Source organism: Kitasatospora sp. NPDC056076 (assembly GCF_042266305.1).
Classification (GTDB): Bacteria; Actinomycetota; Actinomycetes; order Streptomycetales; family Streptomycetaceae; genus Kitasatospora.
Map to the genome: position 1 here is coordinate 132,541 of NZ_JBHJWG010000018.1, position 14,059 is coordinate 146,599.

General features: G+C 73.9%; 10 protein-coding genes. 2 read left to right on the forward strand and 8 right to left on the reverse strand.

The genetic code is table 11. The features are described 5' to 3' along the window. Window positions 1-17: 17 nt before the first annotated feature. The 8 genes from ACFC1T_RS17630 to ACFC1T_RS17665 all read right to left on the reverse strand — a co-directional run bounded on the left by ACFC1T_RS17630 (window position 18) and on the right by ACFC1T_RS17665 (window position 10,483). Window positions 18-878, reverse strand: a complete 861-nt coding sequence (locus ACFC1T_RS17630) for a helix-turn-helix domain-containing protein (RefSeq protein ID WP_375889423.1) — start codon at window positions 876-878, stop codon at window positions 18-20. A gap of 318 nt (window positions 879-1,196) precedes the next feature. Further along, window positions 1,197-3,896: a DNA translocase FtsK gene (locus ACFC1T_RS17635; RefSeq protein WP_375889426.1), complete on the reverse strand. Its 2,700-nt coding sequence runs from the start codon at window positions 3,894-3,896 to the stop codon at window positions 1,197-1,199. A gap of 148 nt (window positions 3,897-4,044) precedes the next feature. Next, window positions 4,045-4,680 carry a response regulator gene (locus ACFC1T_RS17640; protein ID WP_375889428.1) on the reverse strand — a complete coding sequence of 212 codons (636 nt, stop codon included), beginning with the start codon at window positions 4,678-4,680 and terminating at the stop codon, window positions 4,045-4,047. Between the two features lie 204 nt (window positions 4,681-4,884). Then, on the reverse strand, window positions 4,885-6,054 hold the full coding sequence (locus tag ACFC1T_RS17645) for a VanZ family protein (RefSeq protein ID WP_375889430.1): 1,170 nt from the start codon (window positions 6,052-6,054) through the stop codon (window positions 4,885-4,887). 75 nt (window positions 6,055-6,129) lie between these two features. After that, window positions 6,130-6,537, reverse strand: coding sequence for a hypothetical protein (locus tag ACFC1T_RS17650; protein ID WP_375889433.1), 408 nt, complete (start codon window positions 6,535-6,537; stop codon window positions 6,130-6,132). 253 nt (window positions 6,538-6,790) lie between these two features. Next, complete coding sequence (locus ACFC1T_RS17655; protein ID WP_375889434.1) at window positions 6,791-7,180, reverse strand: hypothetical protein; 390 nt, start codon at window positions 7,178-7,180, stop codon at window positions 6,791-6,793. Between the two features lie 183 nt (window positions 7,181-7,363). Then, a complete protein-coding gene (locus tag ACFC1T_RS17660) occupies window positions 7,364-8,965 on the reverse strand; it encodes an ABC-F family ATP-binding cassette domain-containing protein (protein WP_375889437.1) in 1,602 nt (533 codons plus the stop codon). A 165-nt stretch (window positions 8,966-9,130) separates the two neighbouring features. Further along, a complete protein-coding gene (locus tag ACFC1T_RS17665; protein WP_375889439.1) occupies window positions 9,131-10,483 on the reverse strand; it encodes an NAD(P)/FAD-dependent oxidoreductase in 1,353 nt (450 codons plus the stop codon). Window positions 10,484-10,938: 455 nt separating this feature from the next. Here ACFC1T_RS17665 and ACFC1T_RS17670 point away from each other — a divergent pair, with 455 nt between their 5' ends. After that, the gene (locus ACFC1T_RS17670) at window positions 10,939-12,108 is read left to right on the forward strand and encodes a magnesium and cobalt transport protein CorA (protein ID WP_375889442.1); all 1,170 of its coding nucleotides are present in this window, start codon (window positions 10,939-10,941) and stop codon (window positions 12,106-12,108) included. Between the two features lie 235 nt (window positions 12,109-12,343). Then, window positions 12,344-13,915, forward strand: coding sequence for a hypothetical protein (locus tag ACFC1T_RS17675; protein WP_375889444.1), 1,572 nt, complete (start codon window positions 12,344-12,346; stop codon window positions 13,913-13,915). The last annotated feature ends 144 nt before the right edge of the window (window positions 13,916-14,059 follow it).

The following is a 14,059-nucleotide window of genomic DNA, read 5'->3' on the forward strand; positions in this document are numbered from 1 at the left end:
CTCGACGGGCCCTGTGGTCAGCCCGCCTGCGGGTCGCCGGGGGTGTACGTGACGTGCACCACCTGGCCGTCCTTGCCGAGGACGCCGAGGTCCTTGCCGTTGACGTACGCGTGCACGGCCCCGCCGTTGCCGAGCACCAGCTTGATCTGCTTGGGGTCGGTGAAGGTCTGGTCCTGGCCGTCGCTGATGTTGTTCTGGAACAGCGACTTGCCGCTGCCGTCCGTCGCGGAGACCCAGCTGGTGCCCTCGGCGACCAGCTTCACGGTGACCTTGTCGGCCGGGACGGCGGCGATCGCGGCGGCGCTCGGCGCGGGCGCCGGCGGCTGGACGGTCGGCGTGACCGGGGCGACCGAGCCGGTGCCGGAGCCACTGGGCAGCGGCGCGCTGGCCGAGCCGGTGGTGCCGTGGCCGCTCTTGCCGCTGACCAGGTTGAAGCCGATCAGCGCGACCACCGCGACGATCGCGGCGACCATGGCGGCCGCCCAGTTCGGCCGGCTGCGGCCGGGGACCTTGATCGGGCCGCTGTCCACCAGCTGGGTGGCGGGGCGCTTGGAGGCCGGTGAGCCGCCGTGCGCGGCGTCGTAGCGGGCGACCAGGGCCTCGCCGTCCGCGCCGACCGCCTGGGCGATCGCGCGGATGTGCCCGCGGGCGTAGAAGTCGCCGCCGCAGCGGTCGAAGTCGTCCTCCTCGATGGCATGGACGATCGGCACCCTGACACGGGTGGCGGTACTCACCTGGTCCACCGTGAGTCCCGCCTCGATCCGGGCGGCGGACAGCACCCGGCCGATGCTCGGGGCATCGGCCGCCTGCACCACGTCGTCGGTCGGCTCGACGGACGACGGGGCGTTCTCGCGGTCGGAGGACTTGCCGATGGTCACGGGGCACGCCTTTCGAGCGGATGGCCACCTGCTGGAGAACAGTCTAGGGGCGTGGGTGGATCGTTTCTCAAGCGGAACGGGCCCGAATGCGCGTACCCGCCCCGGCCGGGCGCCGGCCCCCCGCTGAACGGTCGTCAGCGAGGGCGCGCCGGGGAGGCCGGAGTGCGCTTCCCGGCCAGTGACGCCGCGTACGCACATTCGGTTCCCCGCACCGCGCCTACCCTCCTCCGAACGAGTGAATCCACCCGGAGGGCACGATCCGTCAGCCCTGCGGGGCCGGTGCCCGGCCCGCGGGCACGCCCGGCCCCACGGCCCCGCTCAGCCCCGCAGGATCACCAGCACGCCGTCCAGCTCGTCCGGCTTCACCAGCACGTCGCGGGCCTTGGAGCCCTCGCTCGGGCCGACGATCCCGCGCGACTCCATCAGGTCCATCAGCCGGCCCGCCTTGGCGAAGCCGACCCGGAGCTTGCGCTGGAGCATCGAGGTCGAGCCGAACTGGGTGGAGACCACCAGCTCGGCCGCCTGGATCAGCAGGTCCAGGTCGTCGCCGATCTCCTCGTCGATCTCCTTCCTGGGCCCGCCCCCGACCGTCACGTCGTCCCGGTAGACGGCGGTCAGCTGGTCCTTGCAGTGCTGCACCACCCGGGCGATCTCCGCCTCGGTGACGAACGCGCCCTGCATGCGGACCGGCTTGCTCGCGCCCATCGGGAGGAACAGCGCGTCGCCCTTGCCGATCAGCTTCTCGGCGCCGGGCTGGTCCAGGATGACCCGGGAGTCGGCCATCGCGGAGGTCGCGAAGGCCAGCCGGGACGGCACGTTGGCCTTGATCAGGCCGGTCACCACGTCCACCGAGGGCCGCTGGGTGGCGAGCACCAGGTGGATGCCGGCCGCCCGGGCCAGCTGGGTGATCCGGACCACCGAGTCCTCGACGTCGCGCGGCGCGACCATCATCAGGTCGGCCAGCTCGTCGACGATCACCAGCAGGTACGGGTACGGCCGCAGCTCCCGCTCGCTGCCCAGCGGCGGGGTGACCTTGCCGGCCTTCACCGCCGCGTTGAAGTCGTCCACGTGCCGGAAGCCGAAGGCCGCCAGGTCGTCGTAGCGCAGGTCCATCTCGCGCACCACCCACTGGAGGGCCTCGGCGGCCTTCTTGGGGTTGGTGATGATCGGCGTGATCAGGTGCGGGATGCCCTCGTACGCGGTCAGCTCGACCCGCTTGGGGTCGACCAGCACCATCCGCACCTCGTCCGGGGTGGCCCGGGCGAGGATCGAGGTGATCAGGCAGTTGATGCAGGAGGACTTGCCCGCACCGGTCGCGCCGGCCACCAGGATGTGCGGCATCTTGGCGAGGTTGGCCATCACGGTGTGGCCCTCGACGTCCTTGCCCATGCCGACGACCATCGGGTGGGTGTCCTCGGCGGCCGTGCGCGAGCGCAGCAGGTCGCCGAGGTTGACCATCTCGCGGTCCCGGTTGGGGATCTCGATGCCGACCGCGGACTTGCCCGGGATCGGGCTGATGATCCGCACGTCCGGGCTGGCCACCGCGTACGCGATGTTCTTGGCGAGCGCGGTGATCCGCTCCACCTTGACGGCCGGGCCGAGCTCGACCTCGTAGCGGGTGACCGTCGGGCCGCGGGTGAAGCCGGTGACCTTCGCGTCGACCTTGAACTCGGCGAAGGTGCCGGTGAGCTGGGCCACCACCTCGTCGTTGAGGGCGCTGCGGGCCTTGGCCGGGCCGCCGCGCTCCAGCAGGTCGAGCGAGGGCAGCGCGTAGGTGATCCCCTCGCCGAGCTGGAGCTGCTCCATCCGCACCGGTGCCGGGCCGTGCTCCGCGGGCGCCCCCGGGCCGCCGCTGCGGGCGGCCGGGACGGCGGGCTCCTCCGGCGCCGCGGTGAGGTCCTTGACCTGGTGCATCATGTCCGCCACGGCGGAGGAGGCGGGCACCCCGTAGACCAGGGCGCCGTCCAGGTCGGCGGCGGCGCCGGCGGCCAGGTCGCGGGTGGCGTACGGGTCCAGCGGCTCCTGGTCCGCCGGTTCCTTGTCCAGGGAGATGCGGCCGACGGCCTCCGGCTGCCCCTCGTCGTCCTCGGCGGACTGCTTGCGCCGACGGCGGCGCCGCCGGGCGGCCACCTCGTCGTGGGGGCCGTCACCGTCGGTGTCGACGGTGTAGGGCAGCGCCTCGGGGTCGGCGTCCTCCGGCGGCTCGGTGGACGGCTCGTACCCCGGCGTGCGCCCCCAGCGCAGCTCGTCCTCGGGCCCCGGCTCGACCACGCCGAGCCGTATCCCGAGCCCGCGCACCCGCTCGCCGATCCGGTTGACCGGGGTGGCGGTGACCACCAGCAAGCCGAAGAAGGCCAGCAGCAGGAGCAGCGGCACGGCCAGGACCGCGCCGGCGGCGGCCATCATCGGGGTGGAGGCGGCCCAGCCGATGATCCCGCCGGCCGCCCTTATCCGGGAGGCGCCGCTGCCCATGGTGGGCGCGCCGCAGCCGATGTGGACCAGGCCGAGGACGCCGATCAGCAGCGTGCTCAGCCCGATCACGATCCGGCCGTTGGCCTCCGGCAGCTCCGGGTGGCGCCAGAGCCGGATGGCGATCCCGGCCAGCAGGAACGGCACCAGCACGTCGAGCCGCCCGAACAGCCCGGACACCACGGCGGTGGCCGCCCCGTTCAGCCAGCCCTCCGAGCTGAACCAGGTGCCGGCCGCGACCACCAGCGCCAGGCCGAACAGCAGCAGGCCGATGCCGTCCTTGCGGTGGTCCGGGTGGAGGTTCTTGGCGCCGTCGCCGAAGCCGCGGAAGATCGCGGCGATCGGGCTGGCGAGGGCGTTGAGGGCGCCCATCACGAACCCCCGGCGCGGCGGGGGCGGCGGGGCCGGCTTGGCCGCCGTCCTCTTCGCGGGGGCCCGGCGGGCGGCCGCCTTCTTGGCGGGCGGCTTGCCCGGGGCCTTGGCCGCGGCCTTCTTGGACGGTCCCGGACTCGGTTTGCGTGCGGCGTTTCCGGGCGTACGAGTGGCCATGGGTCAGCAGCCTACCGGGGAGGGGGACCAGCGCCCACGCGGCCGAGCCCGGGCACCGGGCCGTGTCGCAGACACACCGTCACGCTGACCCGGTTTCACCCGGGTGCAGCAGCAAACCACCCGGACGGGTGAACGTCCGGCGGCCGACCTACGGCGTACCGGGGCGCATCGCGTCGAGGGCCCGGCGCAGTCCGGCGAGCTTGCGCTCCAGGTGCGCCGCGGTGGCGGCCACCCCGGCGTCCTCGGCCCCGTCCAGCTGCTTGCCCAGCGCCTCCGCCTGCTCCTCGACCGCCGCCAGCCGCGCGGACAGCTCGCCGAGCAGCGCCCCGCCCAGGGACGGCTCGCCGCCGCCCGCCTCCAGCTGCAGCCGCAGCAGCGCGGCCTGCTCCTTCAACTGGCAGTTCTTGACGTACAGGTCGACGAAGACCGAGACCTTGGCGCGCAGCACCCACGGGTCGAAGGGCTTGGAGATGTAGTCCACCGCGCCGGCCGCGTAGCCGCGGAAGGTGTGGTGCGGGCCGTGGTTGATCGCGGTCAGGAAGATGATCGGGATGTCCCGGGTGCGCTCGCGGCGCTTGATGTGGGCGGCCGTCTCGAAGCCGTCCATCCCGGGCATCTGGACGTCCAGCAGGATCACCGCGAAGTCGTCCGTCAGCAGCGCCTTGAGCGCCTCCTCGCCGGAGGCGGCGCGGACCAGCGTCTGGTCCAGGGCGGAGAGGATCGCCTCCAGCGCCAGCAGGTTCTCCGGCCGGTCGTCGACCAGGAGGATCTTCGCCTTCTGCATCGGGGCTCGCCCTCCTGTCGCCTGCCTGCCGCCCGGTGCGGGCACTCGCGTACTGCCCACCGCTACCCCGGTCATGCTAGCCGCACCCCCTCGCCCGGCACATCGCTCCGTCGGGACCCGATCCGGAGCGGCGCACAGCCGGTGCTCCGGCGCACGCTCAGCAGCGTGTCGCCGTCCGGTCACTGTTCGCAACGCTCGGTGACCCTACCGGGTTCCCGGGCCGCTCCGCCAGCAAACCGGCCGAGCGGCAGGCGCGAACCCCGGGGCGGGCCCCGGGGGGGGCGCCCGGGGCCGGGCCGCTTGGGGGGGGGGGGGGGGGTCGACGTGCCGGGCGGAGAACGAACTGACCCGGCCGTTGCCGGTGACGAGCAGGTCGAGCCGCATCGGCATGAGGACGCCGTCGACACGGGAACGCCACTGGACGGTCCTGGCGCCGCCGGAATTGGGCTGGGGGTCGGTGCTGGGGTAGCTGTCGGTGAGGGCCCAGGGGAAGTGGGTCCGGGCGAAGCGGGTGGCGGCGTCGACCGCGACGTCGTCGGTGACCTCGCCGGGTGCCTGGTCGGGGGTCGGCCCGACGAGCCCGGAGGCCGGTTCGCCGCCCGGCCACGCCAGTTCGAGGCTGCCCTGCCGGCCGGTGACGCTGACCGTCCCGGGGTGGCCGGAGGATCCTTCGACGTACTGGACGGACGCGATGTCGGCGGCCGACCCGAAGAACTCCCGGAACGCCTTGGTGGCGGCGGCCCGCTGGGCCGGTCCGGCCGCGGTGTTCTCCGTGGGGTCGGGTGCGACGACCGTCACGGAGGGCACCAGGACGGCCGCGATCACTGCGGCTCCGCCCACGAGGGCGACCGCCCCGCGCGCGAGCTCGCGCCTGGTGGTGCCCAGCGGCCGGTCGCCCGTCCGGCGGCTCCACAGGTACGCGAGGCCACAGCCGAGCACGGCCCCGAGCGCGTTGTCCCACAGGTCGGCGGAATCGCAGCTGCGGCCGATGCCGGGGGTCAGGGCCTGGGTCGCCTCGACGGCGGCGGAGAGCAGCGTAAGGGCGATGCCGGTGCTGACGGGCCGTCGAACGAGGCGGGAGGTGAAGAAGCCGGCCGGGACGAACAGGGCGATGTTCATCAGGCCCTGGGTGCCCGACATCGCACCCGTCAGGTCGAGCCCGGCGGTGCAGCGGAGCGGGGCCGGTGCGTCGGGGTGCACGGGGTAGAGGGTGGCGACGAGCACCAGGGCGGTGGACGCTCCGGCGAGCGCGGACAGCGGCCTCGGGGCCGAGCGCCGTCCGGCGACGGCCGCCGAGAGGGCGGCGGCGCCGATCAGAGCCGCCAGGACGGTCCAGAGCAGTCCCGGCTCGTGGTGGAGGATCGCGCGGATCATGCTGGTGGCACTCCAGTGGGCACGGCGATGGGCCCACGCCCTTGGGCGCGGGCCCATCGTGACGGCGGGAAGCTGCTAGCAGATGGTGACGGGCGCGTTGTAGAACGTGTTCTGGCCCTTGACGGCCATCCAGCCGATCACGTTCTGGCAGTCGTTGAACCCGAGGTCCCAGAACCACGCGTCCTTGGTCTGGTTGACGGACTGGTCGCTCCAGTCGCGGTTGTAGGAGTAGCCGTGGTAGTTGAACCCGAACTGTGCGGTGATGGTGCCGCCGCCGGTCTTCTCGTAGACGTCCTGCAGCTGCCAGAAGGCGGACCCGTCGGGCTGGGTCTTGTCCTCCTGGGAGATGGACGTGCTGAGGCGCCCGTTGGAGAGCGATGTCGACGCGTTGTACTTCGCTTGTGCCATGGCCTGGGATGCGCCTCCGACGGCCAGGAGGGCTCCGGCCAGGGCGGTTCCGATGACGCGCGTGCCGATTCGCATGATGCTCCTCTTGGTGAAGGGGTGTCAGGAACGGATCGGTCCTCCCGCACCGTTCATGGTTCCGGGTGGGCTCCCCGTGTGCTTTCCACGGTAGGACGGGGTTCCCGCCTTGGAATCAGCAATGCGTCTCGGGGACTCCGCAATGCGTCTCCAGACGCCCGCGGTCCGTCGGAGCGGACGGGCCGGAGCGCGGCCGGCTGTTGCGCGTGATCGGCAGGATCGCGCTCAGCGACCGGTGACGACGATCGGCCCTTCAGACCGTGAACCACTCCTTGGCCTCGGCGGAGCTGTACGCCCGGACGATGATGCCCGCGATCGCGATGCCGGCCAGCGAGATGATCGAGCCGGAGAAGAGCTGGATCACGCCGCTGACGATCGCGAGCCACTCGATCACCAGTACGGTCCTCCGGGTCCACCGGGCCCCACCCGGCGCCAGGGCCGCGCAGGTGCCGAGCAGGACGCCGATCAGGATCGAGAGGAAGGCGATGAACGTCACCATGGCGACGCCTTCACCGTGCTGGCCGTGGATCAGTGCGAGGAGGAAGATCCCAGCCGCGCTGTTGCCGACGGCGTGCAGCCAGACCCCCGCTACCACCCACTTGAGTGATGTCGGCATCCGCTCGTCCGCCAACTGGTTCGCCATCGGTGACCACCCCCGGATCGTCGGTGCGGCCGGGGCCGGCGGCCGGGCCGTAGGGGAGAGGATCCGGGTGGCCGGGTCCGCCGTCAATGGCCACGACCGCCTCCCTTTCTCCGGTCGGCCGAGGCGCGCAGGCCGTAGCGGCCCGCCGGGGACCGGCGGACCGCTACGGGCGGGGGTGGTGGCTCAGGCCTGGGTGACCAGGTCCAGGTACTCGTCGTGCCAGAGGTCCTCGTCGCCGTCCGGCAGCAGCAGCACCCGGTCCGGCCGGAGCGCCTCGATGGCACCGGGGTCGTGGGTGACCATCACGATCGCGCCCGGGTAGGTGCCGACCGAGGCCAGCACCTCGGCCCGGGAGGCCGGATCGAGGTTGTTGGTCGGCTCGTCCAGCAGCAGCACGTTGGCGCCGGAGTGGACCAGGGCGGCCAGCGCCAGCCTGGTCTTCTCGCCGCCGGACAGCACGCCGGCCGGCTTGTCGGCGTCGTCCCCGCGGAACAGGAACGCGCCGAGGACGGTCCGCAGTTCGCCGTCGGTCAGCTCGGGCGCGGCCGCGGCCAGGTTGTCGCGCACGCTGAGCGCGGGGTCCAGGGTGTCGTGCTCCTGGGCGAAGTAGCCGAGCCGCAGGCCGGTGCCGGCGACGACCCGGCCGGAGTCCGGGCGTTCCCGCCCCGCCAGGACGCGCAGCAGGGTGGTCTTGCCGGCGCCGTTGAGGCCGAGCACGACCGTCCGGCTGCCGCGCTCCACGGCGAGGTCCAGGCCGCTCAGCACCGTCCGGCCGCCGTAGGCCTTGGCCAGGCTCACGGCGCCGAGCGGGGTCCGGCCGCAGGGCGCGGGCTCGGGCAGCCGGATGCGCGCCGCGCGCTCGGTCTGCCGTACGGGTTCCAGCTCGGCGAGCATCCGGTCGGCGCGCCGGGCCATGCTGCGGGCGCTGGTCGCGGTGGCGACGTTGGACCGCATCCGGTCGGCCTGGGCGTGCAGGGCGGCGGCCTTGCGTTCGGCGTTGGCCCGTTCCCGGGTGCGGCGGCGCTCGTCTGCCGCACGCTGGGCCAGGTAGGCCCGCCAGCCGGTGTTGTGGACGTCGAGCGCGGCGCGCTGCTGGTCCAGGTGGAAGACCCGGTTGACGGTCTCCGCCAGCAGGTCGAGGTCGTGGCTGATCAGCACCAGTCCGCCCCGGTGGGTGGCGAGGAAGCCGCGCAGCCAGCCGACCGAGTCGGCGTCCAGGTGGTTGGTGGGCTCGTCCAGCAGCAGGGTGCCGTGGTCGGCGAACAGGATGCGGGCCAGTTCGACCCGGCGGCGCTGGCCGCCGGAGAGGGTGCCGACGGGGGCGTCCAGCATCCGGGCGGGCAGCCCGAGCCCGGCCGCGACCCGGGCGGCCTCGGCCTCGGCCGGGTAGCCGCCGCGGGACTGGAACGCGGCGTCGGCGCGCGCGTAGGCGTCCATCGCCCGGCGTTCCTCGGCGGCGGAGCCGGCCACGGCCATGGCCCGCTCGGCGTCGCGCAGCGCGCGGACGGCGGTGTCCAGGCCGCGGGCGGACAGGATGCGGTCGGTGACGGTGACGGCCGGGTCGGCGGCGCGGGAGTCCTGCGCGAGGTAGCCGACAGGTCCGGTGCGGGTGACCGTACCGGCGGCGGGGGGCAGGTGCCCGGCGAGGGTGGAGAGCAGGGTGGTCTTGCCGGCGCCGTTGCGGCCGACCAGGCCGATCCGGTCGCCGGGGGCGATGTGCAGGGTGACGTCGGACAGCAGCAGACGGGCGCCGACGCGCACGTCGACACCACGGGTGGTGATCATGGGGTAACGCTCCGAAACGACTAGCGGACAGACGGGTGGCGTGGAGGCGGTCCGTCAGCTAGGAGATGCGGGGCGTAGACATGTCGGCCAGGGTAACGGGCGGCCGGTCCGGACGCACCCGAATTAACGGGTGCGTCCGCTTGGCGGGTGCGTCCGCGCGGGCCGTCAGCCGCGCAGCACGGCGGCCACCACCGCCGGGTGGAACAGCCGGGTCGGTGGCGCGACCAGCGACAGCACCTCGTGGAAGGCCGCCGTGATCTCGGGGTTGTGGGTGGCGCCCCGGAGCACCTTGTCCAGGTAGCGGTGCTGGAGCCTGATCAGGGCGCCCGAGGGCCCGCCCGTGGTGGCGGCGAAGCGGACGTCCTCGGCGCTGGACATCATCCACGCGGTCTTGGACACCGCCGCGATCTCCCGGCGCGCGTCACGGGCGGTGGCGGGCCCGACGCCGCCGTGCCGGGCGGCCGTGCGGCGCAGCACCTGGGCGCAGAACAGCGACACGGTGATGCCCTGCCCGTACACCGGGTTGAAGGTGCTCGCGGCGTCGCCGACCGCCACCAGGCCGTCCGGGGCGCCGCGTTCGTAGTGCCGCCGTACGCCCGGGCCGGGCAGGAAGCCGCGCACCTCGCCCGCCGGTTCGGCGCCCCGCAGCATCTCCGCGAGGGCCGGGTCGCGCAGCCGGGACAGGTGCTCGGTGAAGCCCTCGGTGCCGGGCGCGGGCTCCGCGCCGCGCATCCCGGCCAGGCTCACGATCCAGCGGTCGCCCTCGACCGGCAGCAGGACGCCCATCCGGGGCTTGTCCGGGGCCTTGGTCTGGAGGTAGACGGCCTGGTGGCCGAGGTCGACGCCGGGCGGGCGGTGGAACAGCCGGGAGGCGTACGCGACGCCCGCGTCCACCCGCTCCTCCGGCACCGGGCGGCCCAGTTCGCCGAGCCACTTCGGCACCGAGGTCGAGCGGCCGGCCGCGTCGATCACCAACTCGGCCGGGATCTCCCGGACTTCGCCGCGCCCCTGGACGTCCCCGCGCTCCCGGCCGCGCTCGCGGACCTTCACCCCGGTGACCCGCTGCGCCGAGCCGAGCAGGCCGACCACGTCGGTGCCCTCCAGGAACTCGATCGACGGTTCGGTGCGGACCCGGTCCAGCACCACCTTGTCCAGTACCGGCCGGGTGCAGGAGAGGAAGGCCAGCCGGGCCGGGTAGTCGGCCATCCAGCCGGCGGAGCTGAGCCACCGGAGGTCGCCCGAGGTGGAGACCCGGTGCGCGCCCGCGTCGGTCAACTCCTGCTTGATGCCGGGCATCAGCTCCTCCAGCGCGCGGTGCCCCGCCTCCAGCACCAGGTGTGCGTGCCGGCCCTGCGGCACCCCGGCCCGGAACGCCGGCGTGTCCGGGTACCGGTCCCGCTCCACCACGACGATCCGCTCGGCGCGCCCCCGCAGCGCCCAGGCCGCCACCACGCCGGCCAGCCCGCCGCCGATCACCACCGCCGTGCCCCGCCCGGGGGCCGTCTCCGAAGAATTCATGCGACGTAGCGTAGTGGTGGCGGCGTCGGACCGTAATCGTTCCAGCTGGACGAACGGGCCGACGGCGTAAGTCCGTTGAGGCCCGGGCCGGACGGCCTCGGGGCCGCCGGTGGGTCCGGTCGGAAGGGTGGTGGAGAGGGGCGGTGGAGAGGGTCGGTCGTGCGGGTACTAACATCGGGTGGGGTTGCGTCGGCGTCCCCCGGGGCGCGCGGATTCGAGGAGGTGAGAGCCGTGGAGTGCAGTAGTACGGGTCGAAGTCGGCCCCGCCCCCGGTTGTCCCGCAGGATTCGCGGCCCCCGGCACTCCTCCTCCCGTACGGCTCCCGCGCAGGGCTGACCCCGCCACCGGCGGGGCGCGCTGCCGGTCGCGCCGTGCGCGTGGCGGCGGGCCGGGCGCCTCCGGCCCACCGTGCCGAGCACGGCGGTGGCCGGGCACCCACCGTGGAGGTTCCCCGCATGTCCGACTGGCGTGTGCGCGCCGTGCGCGCGAGCAGGCGTCCGTTCTCCCGTCCGACGGCCGAGCGCCGGCCCGTCGACCCCCGGTCCGCGCCCGAGCACTCGATGGACCCGCGCCCGGACCAGCCGGTCGAGCCGGGGGCGCTGGAGCGTTCCCTGGTGGACGCGGCGGTCTACCGCGACGGCCGCCGCACGGACGCGCCCGCCGACCTCGCCGCGATCTACCGCGAACTGCCCGACCGGCCCGGCACGATGGCCTGGATCGGGCTGTTCCGCCCGGCGGAGGCGCAGCTGCTGGAGGCCGCGGACCGGTTCAACCTGCACGAACTGGCCGTCGAGGACGCCATCGTGGCCCACCAGCGGCCGAAGCTGGAGCGCTACGGCGACACCCTGTTCGTGGTGCTGCGCGCCGCCCGCTACCTGGACGAGGCGGAGGAGGTGGACTTCGGCGAGATCCACCTGTTCGTCGGCCCCGAGTTCGTCATCACCGTGCGCCACTCGCAGGCCCCGGACCTCTCCGCGGTGCGCCGCCGCCTGGAGGACGACCCGGAGCTGCTTGCGCTCGGTCCGGAGGCGGTGCTGTACGGGGTGCTGGACGCCGTGGTGGACGGCTACGCGCCGGTGATCGCCGGGCTCCAGCACGACATCGACGAGATCGAGACCGAGGTGTTCGGCGGGGACCCGCACGTCTCCCGCCGGATCTACGAGCTGTCCCGCGAGGTGATCGAGCTCCAGCGGGCCACCCGGCCGCTGCTGGAGATCATGCGGAGCCTGGAGGCGGGCTTCGGCAAGTACGGCACCGACGAGGAGCTCCAGCGCCGCCTGCGGGACGTCGCCGACCACGCCACCTACGCGGCCGAGCGGGTGGACGGCTTCCGGCAGATGCTGCAGAACATCCTGACGGTGAACGCGACGCTGGTCTCGCAGCGGCAGAACGAGGAGATGAAGCAGCTCGCCGAGGCCGGGCACGCGCAGAACGACGAGATCAAGAAGATCTCCTCCTGGGCGGCCATCCTGTTCGCGCCGACCCTGATCGGCACGGTGTACGGGATGAACTTCGAGATCATGCCGGAGCTCAAGTGGGCCTTCGGCTATCCGTTCGCGGTCGGGTTGATGGCGCTGGTCTGCACCGGGCTGTACCTGGTGTTCAAGCGCCGCGACTGGCTCTGACGGCCCCGGGCCGGGCAGCTGCTGGGCGCCGCGCCGGGCCGTCCGGGTGCCACCGGCGACCCCCGTGCTAAGGAAGCGTCAAGATCCCCGTCCGCCGGTGTCAAGGAGCCGTCAGGGAGCGTCCCACCGCCGGTGGCGCGGCACTAGCGTCGCGCGGCGGAGAGAAACGGTTCTGTGTTCGGTTCCCACCGGGAGCCCCGGCGGACCGTGCCACGGGGGAAAGGGACGTGTGGTCATGACCACCTCGACAGCAGGCAGATCGGCCACCTCGGAGGAGGCGGCCGCCGGAGGGGACGACGGCCCGGAACCGGCCGGGAGCGGCGAACCCGCCGGGCCGCGGCCGCCGTCCGGACCGTGGCTGCCGCCCGGGCCGCTGGCCCGGCTCGGGCAGGGCCTGCGGACGGTCGGCAGCCGCTCCTACTGGACCACCCCGCGCCTGGTCCGCGCGCTCACCGCGCTGAGCCTGGCCGCCCTGATCGGCCTCGGCGCCACCGCCACCGCCGTGCTCGGCGGCGCCCGGGACGGCACCGACACCATCGGCCACCGGGCGGCCCCGCAGGCCACCCGCGCCGCCGACCTCTACTTCGCGCTCAGCGACATGGACGCCCAGGCCGCCAACCTGCTGCTGGTCGGCGACGACCAGGACTACGCCGCGCTGCGCAAGCAGACCCTGGACACCTACGAGCAGCGCCGCAACCAGGCCGACGACGACCTCCAGCAGGCCGCCCAGGCGGCCGCCGCCGACCCGGCCGGGCAGCGCGCCGTCCAACTGGTGCTCGGCCGGCTCGGCAGCTACGAGGCCCTGGTGGCCCGCTCCCAGCTGCTGGAGGAGCAGGCCAAGGCCCCGGCCGGCCAGCCCTCGCCCGCCGCCCTGGACGCCTACCGGCAGGCCTCCGACCTGCTGCGCAGCCAACTCCTGCCCGCCGCCGACCAGGTCACCGCCGCCAACGAGGCGACCGTCGACCGCGTCTACGGCGAGCAGCGCGACGCCCTGGGCACCGGCTGGTGGTGGCTGTTCGGCGCCGGACTGCTCGCCCTCGCCGCGCTGGTCGGGCTCCAGCGCGCGCTGCTCGTGCGCTACCACCGGGTGTTCAACCCGGCGCTGGCCGGCGTCACCCTGCTGACCGGCGTGGTGCTGGTGACCGGTCTGGCCCTGGTGGGCCGCACCTCGGACCACCTGGTGACGGCCAAGAGCGACGCCTACGACTCGGTGATCGCGCTCAGCCGCTCCCGGGCCGTCGCGTACGACATGAACGCCGACGAGAGCCGCTACCTGATCGACCCGAGCCGGGCGGCCGTGTGGGAGCAGGCCTACCTGGAGCAGAGCCAGGCGATCGTCCACCTCGACGGGGCGACCCTGGACACCTACGGCACCCGGCTGCAGACCGCCGTCGAACGCCACCACCAGGACCGCTCCACCGTCCCCTTCGGCGGGTACCTGGGCGCCGAGCTGAACAACATCACCTTCCCCGGCGAGCAGGCGGCCGCCGAGCGGGTCCTGAGCGCCTTCCAGGAGTACCAGGCGATCGACCACCGGATGCGCGTGCTGCGCGGCGCGGGGCAGCTCAAGGACGCGATCACGCTCAACACCGGCCTCGCCGAGGGGCAGTCCAACTACCAGTTCGGGCAGTTGGGCGCGGCCATGCAGGACACCATCGACGTCAACCAGAAGGCGATGGACTCGGCCCTCGCGGCGACCGACGGCGACCTCGACGGCACCACGGCGGCCCTGGGCGCGATCGTCCTGGCGGCGGCGGTGGCGCTCACCGCGCTGGGGGTGCGGCCCCGGCTGCGCGAGTACCGGTAGCGCGAGTGCCGGTGGCGCGCGTACCGGTGGCGCGAGTGCCGGTGGCGCGCGGCCCGACGACCGGGTGACGGGGGAGGACTGGAAGGCCGTGATCCGGGAAGCCGGAGGAGGGGGCCCGGTGGCGGTCGGCGGACCGCCACCGGG